We start from the raw sequence: 13,546 nt of genomic DNA on the forward strand, positions 1-13,546 counted from the left end.
CGGCGGAACCGGCCTGGGCGAAGTCATCGACGGCGTCCCCTCGGCAGGCCGAGCAGCCGCTCGGCGACGATGTCGCGCTGGATCTCGTTGGTCCCCGCGTAGATCGGGCCGGCCAGGGCGAAGACGTAACCCTCCGACCACTCGGTGTCGGCCGCCTCCCCTTCCGCTCCTTCGGCGCCGAGGAGATCCAGCGCCGTCTCGTGCAGCGCGATGTCGTACTCCGACCAGAAGACCTTGTTCAGGCTCGACTCCGGGCCGAGCCGCTCCCCGGCGAGGAAGCGGGAGGCGGCCGCGTACGTGAACAGCTGGTAGGCGCGGGCGCCGATCAGCGCGTCGGCGACGCGGGCGGCGGCGGCCTCCGGGCTGCCCCGGTCCACCCAGAGGGCGTGCAGGCGGTCCGCCGAGGCGAGGAAGCGGCCGGGGGAGCGCAGGGTGAGCCCACGTTCGTTGGCCGCCGTCGACATCGCGATCCGCCAGCCCTGGCCCGGCTCCCCGATCACGTCCGCGTCCGGCACGAACACCTCGTCCAGGAAGAGCTCGGCGAACGCCGGCTTCCCGTCCAGGCGGCCGATGGGGCGGACGGTGACGCCGGGGGCCCGCAGGTCGAACATGAGGTAGGTGAGCCCCTGATGGGGTTTCGGGGTGTCGGGGTCGGTGCGGAACAGGCCGAAGGCGCGGTCGGCGAAGGCCGCGCGCGAGGACCAGGTCTTACTGCCGCTCAGCCGCCAGCCGCCGTCCACCCGGACCGCTCGGGCGCGCAGCGCCGCCAGGTCCGAGCCGGCCTCGGGCTCCGACCAGGCCTGCGCCCAGACGACCTCGCCGGTGGCCATCGCGGGCAGGACCCGGGCCCGCTGTTCCTCGGTGCCGTGGTCGAGCAGGGTGGGGGCGAGGAGGCTGACCCCGTTCTGGTTGACGCGGCCCGGGGCGCCCGCCGCGTAGTACTCCTCCTCGAAGACCAGCCAGCGCATCAGCCCGCAGTCCCGCCCGCCGTAGCGCGCCGGCCAGTTCACCACCGACCAGCCGGCCGCGGCCAGTTCGGCCTCCCACACGCGGTGCGCGGCGAAGCCCTCGGCGCTCTCCAGCGAGGGCAGCTGCCCGGACGGCACCCGCGCGCGCAGCCAGGCGCGGGCCTCGGCGCGGAACGCCTCGTCGGCGGGGGAGTGTGCGAGGTCCACGGGTGCCCTCCTCGGGTGCGCGACCTTCGTGTGCGTCCTCGGTGCGGGTCCTTGCGCGTGCGTCCTTCGTGTGCGTTGTTCTCGTCCGTCCTTCGTGTCCGTTCTTCGCGTCCGTTCTTCCCTAACAAGTGTTTGGTAGGTTAGCGTGCCGTCATGACGAACGTCGAGGGTCCGCCGTACGTTCCCGGGCACGCGCTGCTCGACGGCCGCAGCGCCGTGATCACCGCGGCGGCCGGCGCGGGCATCGGCGGAGCGACCGCGCGCCGCTTCCTGGAGGAGGGCGCGCGCGTGCTGATCAGCGACACCCACGCGCGGCGGCTCAAGGCGTACCAGGCCGAACTGGCCGCGGAGTTCGGCGAGGCGTCGGTGGCCGCCCTGCCGTGCGACGTCACCGACGAGAGCCAGGTGCGGGCCCTGTTCGACACGGCCGTGCGGGAACACGGGCGGCTGGACGTCGTCGTCAACAACGCGGGCCTCGGCGGGACCTCGGAACTCGTCGACATGACCGACGAGCAGTGGTCACGCGTCCTGGACGTCACGCTCAACGGAACCTTCCGGTGCACCCGGGCCGCCCTGCGGCTGATGCGGGAGACCGGCGGGGGAGTCGTCGTCAACAACGCCTCCGTCGTCGGCTGGCGCGCCCAGGCCGGACAGGCGCACTACGCCGCCGCGAAGGCGGGCGTGATGGCGCTGACCCGGTGCGCGGCGATCGAGGCGGCCGGATACGGCGTACGGGTCAACGCCGTCTCGCCGAGCCTCGCCATGCACCCGCACCTGGTCAAGGTGACCTCGGCCGAACTGCTGGCGGAGCTCACCGCCCGGGAGGCCTTCGGGCGGTACGCCGAACCCTGGGAGGTGGCCAACGTGATCGTGTTCCTGGCGTCGGGCTACTCCTCGTACATGACGGGCGAGGTCGTCTCCGTCAGCGGCCAGCACGCCTGACGGCCGGAGCAGACCACAATGTGTCCGTGCCGACCAAGAAGAAGCCCCAGGTGACCGCGGCGCCCGCGCGTCGCCGCGAACTCCTCGACACCGCCGCCGAGGTCTTCGCCGAACAGGGCTACAACGCCACCACCGTCCGCAAGATCGCCGACCATGCGGGCATGCTCGCGGGCAGCCTCTACTACCACTTCGACTCCAAGGAGTCGATGCTGGAGGAGATCCTGCGGACCTTCCTCGACGAGCTCTGGGACGGCTACGACACCGTCCTGGCCGCCGAGCTCGGCCCCCGCGAGACGCTCGCGGCCCTCGTCACCGAGTCCTTCCGGGAGATCGACCGGCACCGCGCCGCCGTCGCGATCTACCAGAAGGAGAGCAAGCAGCTCGTCACGCAGGAACGGTTCGGGTTCCTCGCCGAGTCGCAGCGCCGGTTCGAGAAGGCGTGGCTGTCCACGCTGGAGCGCGGCGTCACGGACCGTATCTTCCGCACCGACCTCGACATCCGCCTCGCCTACCGGTTCGTCCGCGACACCGTGTGGGTCGCCGCGTCCTGGTACCGGCCCGGCGGACAGCACAGCCCGGAGGAGATCGCCCGGCAGTACCTGTCGATGGTGCTGGACGGGATCGCCGTACGTGAATAGCCCTTTCCTGTGAGGGAGTTGCCATGACCGAGGCCTACATCGTCGAAGCGGTCCGTACGCCCGTCGGGCGGCGCGGAGGAGGACTGAGCAAGGTCCATCCGGCCGACCTGGGCGCGCATGTGCTCAAGGAACTCGTCGCGCGGACCGGGATCGACCCGGCCGCCGTCGAGGACGTCGTCTTCGGCTGCCTGGACACGGTCGGACCGCAGGCCGGCGACATCGCGCGGACCTGCTGGCTGGCCGCCGGACTGCCCGAGGAGGTGCCGGGCGTGACCGTGGACCGGCAGTGCGGCTCCTCGCAGCAGGCCGTGCACTTCGCCGCGCAGGGCGTGCTGTCCCAAACCCAGGACCTGGTGGTCGCGGGCGGCGTGCAGAACATGTCGCAGATCCCGATCGCCTACGCCACCCGGCAGGCCGCCGAACCCCTCGGCTTCACCCAGGGCCCCTTCGCGGGCAGCGAGGGCTGGCGCGCGCGGTACGGGGACCGGCCGGTGAACCAGTTCGCCGGCGCCGAGATGATCGCCGCGAAATGGGGCATCAGCCGCCAGGACCAGGAGGAGTTCGCCCTGCGCTCGCACCGGCGGGCGGCGCGCGCGATCGACGAGGGCCGCTTCGCGCGCGAGACCGTCGCCCACGGGGAGGTCACCGCCGACGAGGGGCCGCGCCGGGACACCTCCCTGGAGAAGATGGCCGCGCTGAAGCCCGTCATCGACGGCGGGACCGTCACCGCCGCCTGCTCCTCCCAGGTCTCCGACGGCGCGGCGGCCCTGCTGCTGGCCTCCGAACGGGCGGTGCGCGAGCACGGCCTGACGCCACGCGCGCGCGTGCACCACCTCTCCGTCCGCGGCGAGGACCCGATCCGCATGCTGACGGCTCCGATCCCGGCCACCGCGCACGCCCTGAAGAAGACCGGGCTGTCGATCCACGACATCGACCTCGTCGAGATCAACGAGGCGTTCGCGCCCGTCGTCCTGGCCTGGCTGAAGGAGACCGGCGCGGACCCCGAGAGGGTCAACGTCAACGGCGGCGCGATCGCCCTCGGTCACCCGCTCGGCGCGACCGGCGCCAAGCTGATGACCACCCTGCTGCACGAACTGGAACGCACCGGCGGCCGGTTCGGCCTGCAGACGATGTGCGAGGGCGGCGGCCAGGCCAACGTGACGATCATCGAGAGGCTGTGACGACCGCGCAGGTGACGATCATCGAGAGGCTGTGACGACCGCGCAGGTGACGGTCACCGCGAGGCTCTGAGCCGGTCCAGGGAGACGAACGCCTCGTCCGCCTCCTTCATGATCCGCGCCACCAGTTCCGCGCAGGACGGCAGGTCGCCGATCACCCCGGCGACCTGCCCGGCGGCCATCACCCCCGAGTCCGTACGCCCCTCCACCATCGCGGACCTGAGCATCATCGGCGTGTTCGCGGCGAGCAGTACCTGACTCCAGGCGAGGTCCTTGCCGTGGCGCAGCGCCAGGCCGTCGCGGACCATCTCCCGCCAGGTGAGCCCGGACAGCTTCCGGAAGCCGGCCGCGTGACGCACCGCCCGAAACAGGGCCCCGGCCCGGCCGGCGTCCTCCAGGGCGTCGACCAGCGCGGTGCGCAGCATGCGGTGCGGGAGGCCGTCCACCGCCCGGGTGACGGTGACGTCCCGGACCGTCGCCGCCAGGTACCGCGCCTTCACCGCGGCCGGGACCGGCGAGTCAGAGGTGAGCAGGAACCGGGTGCCCATCGCGACCCCGGCCGCCCCGTACGCCAGTGCCGCCACCAGCCCCCGCCCGTCGAAGAAGCCGCCCGCCGCCACGACCGGGATGTCCACGGCGTCCACCACCTGCGGCAGCAGCACCGTCGTCGCCACGTCGCCGGTGTGTCCGCCGCCCTCCCCGCCCTGCACGATCACCGCGTCCGCACCCCACGCGGCGACCTTCTCGGCATGCCGGCGGGCCCCGATGGACGGGATGACGACGACACCCCCCTCCTTGAGCTCGGCGATCAGCTCCGGGGAGGGCGCGAGCGCGAAGGACGCGACCCGCACACCCTCGTCGAGGATGATCCGCACCCGGTCGCCGGCGTCCGCCGCGTCGGCCCGCAGATTGACCCCGAACGGCGCCGGCGTCCGCGACCGCACCTCGCGCACCGCCGCCCGCAACCGGTCGACGGTCATGGTCGCGGAGGCCAGGATGCCCAGCGCCCCCGCGTCCGCCGCCGCCGACACCAGGCGCGGGCCCGCCACCCATCCCATCCCGGTCTGCACGATCGGATGACGGACCCCGACCAGCCGGGTGAGCGCCGTTTGCATCAGAGCGAGACCTCCCGGGCCCGGGTGTTCCCCGGGTCGATCACCTCGCGGATCAGGCGCAGTTCGTCCGTCGTCGGTTCACGGGTGCGCGACACCTCGTCCGGGACCACGAGCCCGAACCCCGTCGCCTCCCGGACCTGCCCGACACTCACCCCGGGATGCAGCGAGGCCAGCCGCATCGACCGGTCGGGGGTGGCGAAGTCGAAGACACCGAGGTCGGACACGACGCGCGGAATGCGGTGGTGGCGCGCGCCGGCCGCCCGGTCGTACCCGACCCCGCACACCATGTCGACCCGCTCGACGAAGACCCGCCGGGAGTGCCTCGGCACCCAGTAACTCGTCGGATTGTTCAGGGTGTTGACCGGCGCGCCCCGCACCCCGAGCAACTGCCGTGTGGGCTTCGCCCAGTCGCCGATGCAGGCGATGTTCTGGTTGCCGTACCGGTCGATCTGGCTCGCGCCCATCATCACGTGCCGTCGGCCCCCGGTGACCAGCGCCAGGTGCTGCCGGTACGGCAGCCAGCCCTCGACGGTGCCGTCGAGACCGACCAGCAGCGCCTCGCCGTCGGTCAGCAGCAGGTCCGGCGCGAACGTGTGCCGGGCGAGGCGGGCACCGACGGAGGGGATCAGACCCATGGGGCTGGCCAGGATCTCGCCCGCGCCGCGCCACGCCTCCGCACAGGCGATCACGCAGTACTCGGCGCGCGTCACCCCGCTCATGACTCCTCCCCGGCCGCCGACCGGTACGCCCGCTCGTCCCCGGCGAGGAACCGCGCCGCGAACTCGGGCCAGGGGGTCGTCGCGTACCGCTTCTGGAACGCCTCGTCCCGGCCGTAGTCGGGGGCGCAGGACGTGAAGTGCGCCCCGTTCGGGGCCTCGATCACCCCCGTCACCGTGTGCCGCTTGATCAGCAGCGACTGCGGCGCCGCCTCCTTCGTCAGCTCGGCGGTGTCGACGACCCGTTCGCAGCTGACGTACGCGGTGTCCGCCGCCTCGCAGAAAAGGTCGTCGAAGTACGGATCCGGGCCCAGGTACTGCCCGTTGCCCAGCCGGTCGGCCCGGTTGACGTGCACCAGGGCGGCGTCCAGCCGCAGGGCCGGCATGGCCACGAACGTCTCCTGGTCCTCGTACGGCGAAGTCACCGTCCGCAGACCGGGGTTGACCCGCATCACGTCCGAACCGACGCCCGCCCGCACGGGCAGGAAGGGCAGCCGGTTCGCGGCCGCGTGCAGTCCCCACATGAACATCGCCTCGTCGACCTCCGTCAGTTCGAAGGCCCCGCGCTCGCGGGCCGCGCGGTAGTGCGGCTCCAGGGGGATCGAGTCGAGGGTGACGAACGCGGCGACCAGCTTCCGGATCCGGCCGGCCGCGGCCAGCATCCCCACGTCCGGGCCGCCGTACGACACGACGGTGAGGTCGGTGACCTCCGACCGGAGCAGCGCCCTGACCAGCGCCATCGGCTTCCGGCGGGAGCCCCAGCCGCCGATGCCGAGGGTCATGCCGCTGCGCAGCCGGGCCACCGCCTCGTCCGCGGACAGCAGCTTGTCGGCTCTGTCTGCCCGCTCTGTCCTGTCTGCCCGCTCTGTCCTGTCGGCCCCGCTCGTGCCGGTGGGCCTGTCGGCGTCGGCGCTCACTCAGTCACCGTCCCTTCCGAAGGTGTCACGGACCCGGTCGGCCACCCCGCCGACGCTCGCCTCGTAGGTGAAGCCCTGCTCGAAGCGGTAACTGCGGCGCACGTCGACCGGGTCGATGCCGTTGATGGCCGCCTTGGCAAGGCGCAGCAGCTCCCCGTCCTTCGCGGCTATCTCCCCGGCCAGCTCCAGTGCCGCCGCGCGCAGTTCGCCCGGCGGCACCACCCGCCACACCGAGCCGTGCCCGTGCAGTTCGGCCGCCGTGACCGTGCGCGAGGTGTAGTACAGGGCGCGCAGCAGGTGCTGGGGGACCAGCCGGGCCAGATGCGTGGCCGCGCCCAGGGCGCCCCGGTCCAGCTCGGGCAGCCCGAACACGGCGTCCTCGCTCGCCACGATCACGTCCGCGTTCCCCACCAGGCCGACGCCGCCGCCCAGACAGAAGCCCTGCACCGCCGCCACCACCGGGACCTCGCACTCGTACACCGCGGCGAAGGCCTCGTAGCAGCCGCGGTTGGCGCCGACGAGCGCGCTCGGCCCCTGCGCCTGGATCTCCTTGATGTCCACGCCCGCGTTGAACCCGCGCCCCTCGGCGGCCAGCACCACACACCGGGTGCCGGGGTCGCGGCCGGCCGCGCGCAGGGCGTCGGCCAGGGCGAACCAGCCGCTCACCGGCAGCGCGTTCACCGGCGGGAAGTCGACCGTGACGAGTGCGATTCCCTTCTCCGGCCCCTTCTCCGGCCCTTTTTCCGGTCCCTTTTCCGGGGACGAGGTGGAGACACCCATGGAAGCATCAGCTACCTTTCCACCAAACGTTTGTTAGGTGGAAGGTAGCAGCGAATGGAGCTGGACGGGAAGGTCGCCGTCGTCACCGGCGGCACCCGCGGAGTGGGCGCCGGCATCGCGCGCTCCCTCGCACGCGCGGGCGCCCAGGTCGTGGTCTGCGCCCGCAGACCCCCGGAACACCCCCTCGGCACAGCCGAGTTCATACCGCTCGACGTACGGGACGCCGACGCCGTACAGCGCTTCTTCACCGACCTGCCCCGGCTCGACGTCCTCGTCAACAACGCGGGCGGCGCCCCCTACCGCCCCCTCACGCACACCGACGCCGGGCGGCACGCGCGCGTGATCGAACTCAACCTCCTCGCACCCCTGACCGTGTCCCTCGCCGCGTACGACCACCTCAAGCACGCGAACGGCTCGATCGTCATGATCGGCAGCGTCAGCGGCAGCCGCCCCTCGCCCGGCTCGGCCGCCTACGGCGCGGCCAAGGCCGGCCTGGAGAACCTCGCCCGCTCCATGGCCGTCGAATGGGCCCCGGAGGTACGCGTGAACACCCTCGTCGTCGGCATGGTCCGCACCGAACTGACCCACCTCCACTACGGCGGCGAGGACGGCGTCGAAGCCGTCGCCCGCACCGTCCCGCTCGGCCGGCTCGCCCTCCCCGCCGACGTGGGCGCGGCGGCCGTCTTCCTCGCCTCCGACACGGCCCGCTACATCAGCGGGGCGAGCCTGCTCCTGCACGGAGGCGGCGAACGGCCCGCCTTCCTCGACGCCGCAACCGCCAACAAGGGAGACGTGAGATGAGCGGAATCTGCCACCGGCGCGTCGTCGTCGTCACCGGCGCGGGACGCGGCCTCGGGCGCGCCCACGCCCTCGCGTTCGCCGCCGAGGGCGCCCGCGTCGTCGTCAACGACCTCGGCGTCGGCCTCGACGGCACACCCGGCCCCCACAGCCCCGCCGCACAGGTCGTGGACGAGATCCGCGCGGCCGGCGGCGAAGCGGTCGCACACGGCGCGGACATCGCCACCCCCGAAGGCGCCGCAACCCTCGTCGACGCCGCCCTGGACACGTACGGCCGCCTCGACACCCTCGTCAACAACGCCGGCTTCCTGCGCGACCGCACGCTCGTCAACCTGGCCGACGACGACTGGGACGCCGTCCTGCGCGTCCACCTCAAAGGCCACTTCCTCACCCTCAAGCACGCCGCCGCACACTGGCGCGCCGAGACCAAGGCCGGCCGCCCGCCCGCCGCCCGCGTCATCAACACCAGCAGCGGCGCGGGACTGCTCGGCTCCGTCGGACAGGGCAACTACAGCGCCGCGAAAGCCGGGATCGTCGCCCTCACCCTCGTCGCCGCCGCCGAACTCGCCCGCTACGGCGTCCAGGTCAACGCGATCGCACCCGCCGCCCGCACCCGCATGACCGAGCGCACCTTCGCCGCGACCATGGCCGCCCCCGAGAACGGCTTCGACGCGATGGCCCCCGAGAACGTCTCCCCCCTGGTCGTCTGGCTCGGCTCCACCGCGAGCCAGGGCGTCACCGGACGCCTCTTCGAGGCGGACGGCGGACGGATCACCGTCATGGAGGGCTGGCGGCCCGGACCCACCACCGACAAAGGAGCGCGATGGACCGCCGCCGAGGCGGGAGAGGCCGTACAGAAACTCCTCACGCACACGACGACACCGGGCACGGTCTACGGAGCGTAACCACCCGAGCCTCCCGAGCACCCCCTACCCGAGAACCCCCTACGTGTCGCACTCCAGCACCGTCCGGCACAACGCGCACCGCGCCCGGACCCGCCCCCGCACCGGCACCCTGATCCGCTGGTGACAGGTGGGACACGGGAACGTCACCCGCAACGCCCCCGGCACATCCGGAGCGAAGCTGTACGGGCTGTCCGGGGCCCCCGCCGACCGGTGGTCCTGGGCATGCCGGCGATCACGCGCGTAACGCCGCCGCCCCGCCCAGCCCGCCGCCGTCAGCGGAGGCTGCCGCTCGTCATGCCGGGCCCGCTCAAGACCCCGCCCGTACGCCGTGTACGCCTGCGCACTCGTGAACCACACCGACGGATCCTCACCGAAGACCAGCGACCGCTTCGCCAGCACATACCCGAACTCCTCCGGAGTCAGATACCCCAGCTTCTGCGACGACGCCGCGTCCTCCCGGTACGCGTCCAGCAGCAGCCAGCCCGCCCCCAGATACGTCGTCGCCGTGTCCGTCAGGATCTCGTTGTCCCGCGTGCCCGGGAACGACAGGCCCACACGATGCAGATAGACATGCATGATCTCGTGCGCCAGCGCCGCACCGATGTCCCGCCGATGCGTACGGAACCGGTCGTTCAACTCCACGAAGTACTCCGGACCCGCCGTCAGTTCCACGTTCGCCGCATGCTCCATCGCACGGAACGCCACGATCATCCGCGCCTGAGGCAACCGGAAGTGCCGCACCAGCTCACGCGCCACCCGCTGCACCCCAAGATGCAGATCGTCCGCGTCGCAGAACGCCACGTCCGCCGGGACCACACTCGACGCGAACTGATGGATGGTGTCGTACGACAACCGCCTGTACAGCGCCGTGACAGCCCCCCGCACCGTCTCCAGGTGCGGATACCCGTGCTCGACCGGCCCGCCGTTCGCCACGCCCGCACCCCCAAGACGCCGAGAACCCCATTCCACTGTAAGGGCAGGCCACCCCCGAGGCGGGCCCCGCGGACGCACTAGGGTGAACGCCCATGACCACCAGCAACACCCCCGGACCCGCAGACGTCGACCCCGCCGTCCGCGAGGAGCTCGACCGCCTGCGCGACAGCATCGACAACATCGACGCCGCCGTCGTCCACATGCTCGCCGAACGCTTCAAGGCCACCCAGCAGGTCGGCCACCTCAAGGCCCGCCACCAGCTGCCGCCCGCCGACCAGGCCCGCGAGGCCCGCCAGATCGCCCGGCTGCGCACCCTCGCCGAGAACGCCAAACTCGACCCCGCGTTCGCCGAGAAGTTCCTCAACTTCATCATCGCCGAGGTGATCCGCCACCACGAGCGCATCGCCGAGGGCACCGTCAACGGCCCCGCCCCCACACCCCACTGACCCGCGGCGGGCGCCACGCGTCACCGGCCGGACACCCTCCGTCAGCGCCTCCCGCCGCGCCCGCCGCACCACCCGCCCGGAACGGCGCTCCGGCGCGAGAAGGGACATAGGGCACGTACCGATCCGCCCCTGTGCCCGGTCGGCGGCATCAGGCAGCATGTCGTTCATGTCCGTACTGACGCGCGACGAAGCGCAGAGCCGTGCCAAGCTCCTCGACGTCCACCGCTACACCATCGAGCTCGACCTGACGACCGGCGACGAGACCTTCGAGTCCAGCACCGTCATCCGGTTCGCCGCGCGCGCCAACGGGGACACCTTCGTCGAGCTCAGGCCCGCAGCCCTGCACTCCGTCACCCTCGACGGCGAGCCCCTCGACCCCGAGACGCTCGACGACAACCGGCTCCCCCTCGAGAACCTCACCGCCGGCGACCACGAACTGCGCGTCCGGGCGAGCATGCGCTACTCCCGCACCGGCGAAGGCATGCACCGCTTCACCGACCCCACCGACGGCGAGACCTACCTCTACACCCAGCTGTTCATGGAAGACGTCCAGCGCGTCTTCACCGCCTTCGACCAGCCCGACCTCAAGTCCGTCTTCGAGCTGTCCGTCAAGGCCCCCGAAGCCTGGACCGTCCTCTCCAACGGCATCACCGAACACCTCGGCGAAGGCCGCTGGCAGGCCGCCCCCACCCCCCTCATCTCCACCTACCTCGTCGCCGTCGCCGCCGGCCCCTGGCACTCCGTCACCACCGAACACCGCGGCCTCCCCTTCGGCCTCCACTGCCGCCGCTCCCTCGCCTCCCACCTCGACGCCGACGCCGACGAACTCCTCGAGATCACCCGGCAGTGCTACGACCGCTACCACGAGAAGTTCGAGGAGCCCTACCCCTTCGACTCCTACGACCAGGCGTTCGTCCCCGAGTTCAACGCCGGCGCCATGGAGAACCCCGGCCTCGTCACCTTCCGCGACGAATTCGTCTACCGCTCCGCCGTCACCGACACCGAACGCCAGACCCGCGCCATGGTCATCGCCCACGAGATGGCCCACATGTGGTTCGGCGACCTCGTCACCCTCCAATGGTGGGACGACATCTGGCTCAACGAGTCCTTCGCCGAATACATGGGCTACCAGACCCTCACCGAAGCCACCCGCTTCACCGACACCTGGACCGAGTTCGGCGTCGTCCGCAAGGCCTGGGGCTACGAAGCCGACCAGCGCCCCTCCACCCACCCGGTCGCCCCCGAGAACGTCGACGACACCGCCTCCGCCCTCCTCAACTTCGACGGCATCTCCTACGCCAAGGGCGCCTCCGCCCTACGGCAACTCGTCACCTGGCTCGGCGAGAAGGACTTCCTCGCCGGCATCAACACCCACTTCGCCCGCCACCGCTTCGCCAACGCCACCCTCGCCGACTTCATCGACTCCCTCGCCGCCCACACCGACCGCGACGTCCACGCCTGGGCCGACGCCTGGCTGCGCACCACCGGCGTCGACACCCTCACCCCCACACTCAACGGCAGCAACGGCGACCACACCCTCACCATCACCCACCACGGCAGCCGCCCGCACCGCGTCGCCGCCGGCCTCTACGACCTCGACCTCGCCGACGAAGGCGGCCTCACCCTGCGCGAACGCCTCGAGGTCGACATCCCGCAGAGCACACCCCGGCCCATCGGCAAACGCCCCGCCCTGGTGCTCCTCAACGACGGCGACCTCACCTACACCAAGGTCCGCTTCGACGCCGCCTCCTTCGAAACCGTCCGCACCCGCCTGTCCGGCCTGCCCGACCCGCTCACCCGCGCCGTCGTCTGGAACGCCCTGCGCGACGCCGTCCGCGACGGAGACCTCGCCCCCACCGCCTACCTCGACGCGGCCCGCGCCCACCTCCCCAAGGAGACCGACCTCGCCCTCGTCCAGGGCGTCCTCGCCTTCGCCTCCGGACAGGTCGCCGACCGCTACGTCACCCCCGAACAGCGCCCCGCCGCCGTCGCCACCCTCTCCGCCCTCTGCCGCGACCTCATCCGCCGCACCGAGGACGGCGACCACCCCGGCCTGCGCCTCATCGCCGTACGCCACTTCATCGACGGCGCCGCCCACCCCGACACCATCGCCGCCTGGCTCGCCGACGGCACCGTCCCCGGCGGCCCCGAACTCGACCCCGACCTGCGCTGGCGCGTCCTCGCCCGGCTCGCCGTCCTCGGCGCCACCGACGAGAGCGCCATCGCCGCCGAACTCGCCCGCGACCCCTCCGCCACCGGCCAGGAAGGCGCCGCCCGCTGCCGCGCCGCCCTCCCCGACGCGGACGCCAAACGCACCGCCTGGGCCGCCATGTTCGACGACGACACCCTCTCCAACTACCTCTTCACCGCCACCGCCCAGGGCTTCTGGCAGCCCGAACAGAGCGACCTCGTCGCCGACTACGTCCCACGCTTCTACCAGGACGCCGTCACCCTCGCCGCCCGCCGGGGCCCCGCCATCGCCGAAGCCGCCGGCCGCTGGGCCTTCCCCGCCCACGCCGTCGACCCCGACACCCTGCGCCTCGGTGAAGCCTGCCTCGCCGACGCCGACCCCATCCCGGCCCTGCGCCGCAAACTCGCCGACCAACTCGACGACCTGGCACGCGCGTTGCGGGTACGGCAGGCGTAGGACCACAGGGAGGTGCGGCCGCCGCACATTGAGCGCCGGCCCGCACCATCCAGCGCCGACGCTTTCCAGCGCGGGCCCGCACCATCCAGCGCCGACGCTTTCCAGCGCGGGCCCGCACCTTCCAGTGCCGGCCCGCACCTTCCAGTGCCGGCCCGCACCATCCAGCCCGTCCGGCGATTGAGGACGAGGCCCGTTCAGGGCCGAAGCGGGGGTCCGGGGGGCGGCAGCCCCCGGGCGCCCACACCAGCCCCGGTGCCATCTCCCGCACCAGGGCCAGCCCCGCGCCCCGCACCAGGGCCAGCCCCGCGCCCCGCACCAGGGCCAGCCCCGCGCCCCGCACCAGGGCCAGCCCCGCG

Annotated in this window: 13 protein-coding genes; 7 read left to right on the forward strand and 6 right to left on the reverse strand. The window is 72.4% G+C overall.

Annotated features, from left to right (window positions below):
• Positions 1-23: 23 nt before the first annotated feature.
• Positions 24-1,175 (reverse strand): acyl-CoA dehydrogenase family protein, encoded by a 1,152-nt coding sequence (locus tag ACFWBD_RS16740; RefSeq protein WP_385667324.1) that lies wholly within the window; start codon positions 1,173-1,175, stop codon positions 24-26.
• Positions 1,176-1,328: 153 nt separating this feature from the next.
• On the opposite strand from ACFWBD_RS16740, the gene ACFWBD_RS16745 reads away from it, so the two are divergent.
• Genes ACFWBD_RS16745 through ACFWBD_RS16755 form a run of 3 tightly spaced genes read left to right on the forward strand, consistent with a single transcriptional unit; the run spans position 1,329 to position 3,936 of the window.
• Positions 1,329-2,117, forward strand: a complete 789-nt coding sequence (locus ACFWBD_RS16745) for an SDR family oxidoreductase (RefSeq protein WP_385667325.1) — start codon at positions 1,329-1,331, stop codon at positions 2,115-2,117.
• A 26-nt stretch (positions 2,118-2,143) separates the two neighbouring features.
• Positions 2,144-2,755: a TetR/AcrR family transcriptional regulator gene (locus tag ACFWBD_RS16750; RefSeq protein ID WP_385667326.1), complete on the forward strand. Its 612-nt coding sequence runs from the start codon at positions 2,144-2,146 to the stop codon at positions 2,753-2,755.
• A gap of 23 nt (positions 2,756-2,778) precedes the next feature.
• Positions 2,779-3,936, forward strand: a complete 1,158-nt coding sequence (locus ACFWBD_RS16755; protein ID WP_385667327.1) for an acetyl-CoA C-acetyltransferase — start codon at positions 2,779-2,781, stop codon at positions 3,934-3,936.
• 53 nt (positions 3,937-3,989) lie between these two features.
• Here the strand turns inward: ACFWBD_RS16755 and ACFWBD_RS16760 are convergent, their stop codons facing one another.
• From ACFWBD_RS16760 to ACFWBD_RS16775, 4 genes are all read right to left on the reverse strand, one after another.
• Positions 3,990-5,048: an NAD(P)H-dependent flavin oxidoreductase gene (locus ACFWBD_RS16760; protein WP_385667328.1), complete on the reverse strand. Its 1,059-nt coding sequence runs from the start codon at positions 5,046-5,048 to the stop codon at positions 3,990-3,992.
• A complete protein-coding gene (locus ACFWBD_RS16765; RefSeq protein ID WP_385667329.1) occupies positions 5,048-5,767 on the reverse strand; it encodes a CoA-transferase subunit beta in 720 nt (239 codons plus the stop codon). Before ACFWBD_RS16765 ends, ACFWBD_RS16760 begins: the two co-directional genes overlap by 1 nt.
• The gene (locus tag ACFWBD_RS16770; RefSeq protein WP_385667419.1) at positions 5,764-6,588 is read right to left on the reverse strand and encodes a CoA transferase subunit A; all 825 of its coding nucleotides are present in this window, start codon (positions 6,586-6,588) and stop codon (positions 5,764-5,766) included. The genes ACFWBD_RS16765 and ACFWBD_RS16770 overlap by 4 nt, the downstream gene beginning before the upstream one ends.
• 93 nt (positions 6,589-6,681) lie before the next feature.
• Entirely contained in the window at positions 6,682-7,461 is a 780-nt protein-coding gene (locus tag ACFWBD_RS16775) for an enoyl-CoA hydratase family protein (RefSeq protein WP_385667330.1), read from the reverse strand.
• 54 nt (positions 7,462-7,515) lie between these two features.
• Between ACFWBD_RS16775 and ACFWBD_RS16780 the strand changes: the two genes are divergently transcribed.
• Both ACFWBD_RS16780 and ACFWBD_RS16785 read left to right on the forward strand, forming a co-directional pair.
• Complete coding sequence (locus ACFWBD_RS16780; protein WP_385667331.1) at positions 7,516-8,262, forward strand: SDR family oxidoreductase; 747 nt, start codon at positions 7,516-7,518, stop codon at positions 8,260-8,262.
• Positions 8,259-9,164 carry an SDR family oxidoreductase gene (locus ACFWBD_RS16785; RefSeq protein WP_385667332.1) on the forward strand — a complete coding sequence of 302 codons (906 nt, stop codon included), beginning with the start codon at positions 8,259-8,261 and terminating at the stop codon, positions 9,162-9,164. Before ACFWBD_RS16780 ends, ACFWBD_RS16785 begins: the two co-directional genes overlap by 4 nt.
• A gap of 39 nt (positions 9,165-9,203) precedes the next feature.
• Here the strand turns inward: ACFWBD_RS16785 and ACFWBD_RS16790 are convergent, their stop codons facing one another.
• Positions 9,204-10,097 (reverse strand): hypothetical protein, encoded by an 894-nt coding sequence (locus ACFWBD_RS16790; protein ID WP_385667333.1) that lies wholly within the window; start codon positions 10,095-10,097, stop codon positions 9,204-9,206.
• Positions 10,098-10,189: 92 nt separating this feature from the next.
• Here ACFWBD_RS16790 and ACFWBD_RS16795 point away from each other — a divergent pair, with 92 nt between their 5' ends.
• Positions 10,190-10,543, forward strand: coding sequence for a chorismate mutase (locus tag ACFWBD_RS16795; protein ID WP_385667334.1), 354 nt, complete (start codon positions 10,190-10,192; stop codon positions 10,541-10,543).
• A 166-nt stretch (positions 10,544-10,709) separates the two neighbouring features.
• Entirely contained in the window at positions 10,710-13,190 is a 2,481-nt protein-coding gene (pepN, locus tag ACFWBD_RS16800; protein ID WP_385667335.1) for an aminopeptidase N, read from the forward strand.
• Positions 13,191-13,546: the final 356 nt, after the last annotated feature.

Source organism: Streptomyces sp. NPDC060002 (genome assembly GCF_042737245.1).
In the GTDB taxonomy this organism is placed as follows: Bacteria; Actinomycetota; Actinomycetes; order Streptomycetales; family Streptomycetaceae; genus Streptomyces.

Excerpts from the sequence above, each read along its gene's own strand:
- ACFWBD_RS16780 (WP_385667331.1), top strand. The coding sequence starts at position 7,516 with ATGGAGCTGGACGGGAAGGTCGCCGTCGTCACCGGCGGCACCCGCGGA.
- ACFWBD_RS16765 (WP_385667329.1), bottom strand. The coding sequence starts at position 5,767 with ATGAGCGGGGTGACGCGCGCCGAGTACTGCGTGATCGCCTGTGCGGAG.
- pepN (WP_385667335.1), top strand. The coding sequence starts at position 10,710 with ATGTCCGTACTGACGCGCGACGAAGCGCAGAGCCGTGCCAAGCTCCTC.
- ACFWBD_RS16745 (WP_385667325.1), top strand. The coding sequence starts at position 1,329 with ATGACGAACGTCGAGGGTCCGCCGTACGTTCCCGGGCACGCGCTGCTC.
- ACFWBD_RS16760 (WP_385667328.1), bottom strand. The coding sequence starts at position 5,048 with ATGCAAACGGCGCTCACCCGGCTGGTCGGGGTCCGTCATCCGATCGTG.
- ACFWBD_RS16785 (WP_385667332.1), top strand. The coding sequence starts at position 8,259 with ATGAGCGGAATCTGCCACCGGCGCGTCGTCGTCGTCACCGGCGCGGGA.
- ACFWBD_RS16755 (WP_385667327.1), top strand. The coding sequence starts at position 2,779 with ATGACCGAGGCCTACATCGTCGAAGCGGTCCGTACGCCCGTCGGGCGG.
- ACFWBD_RS16795 (WP_385667334.1), top strand. The coding sequence starts at position 10,190 with ATGACCACCAGCAACACCCCCGGACCCGCAGACGTCGACCCCGCCGTC.
- ACFWBD_RS16775 (WP_385667330.1), bottom strand. The coding sequence starts at position 7,461 with ATGGGTGTCTCCACCTCGTCCCCGGAAAAGGGACCGGAAAAAGGGCCG.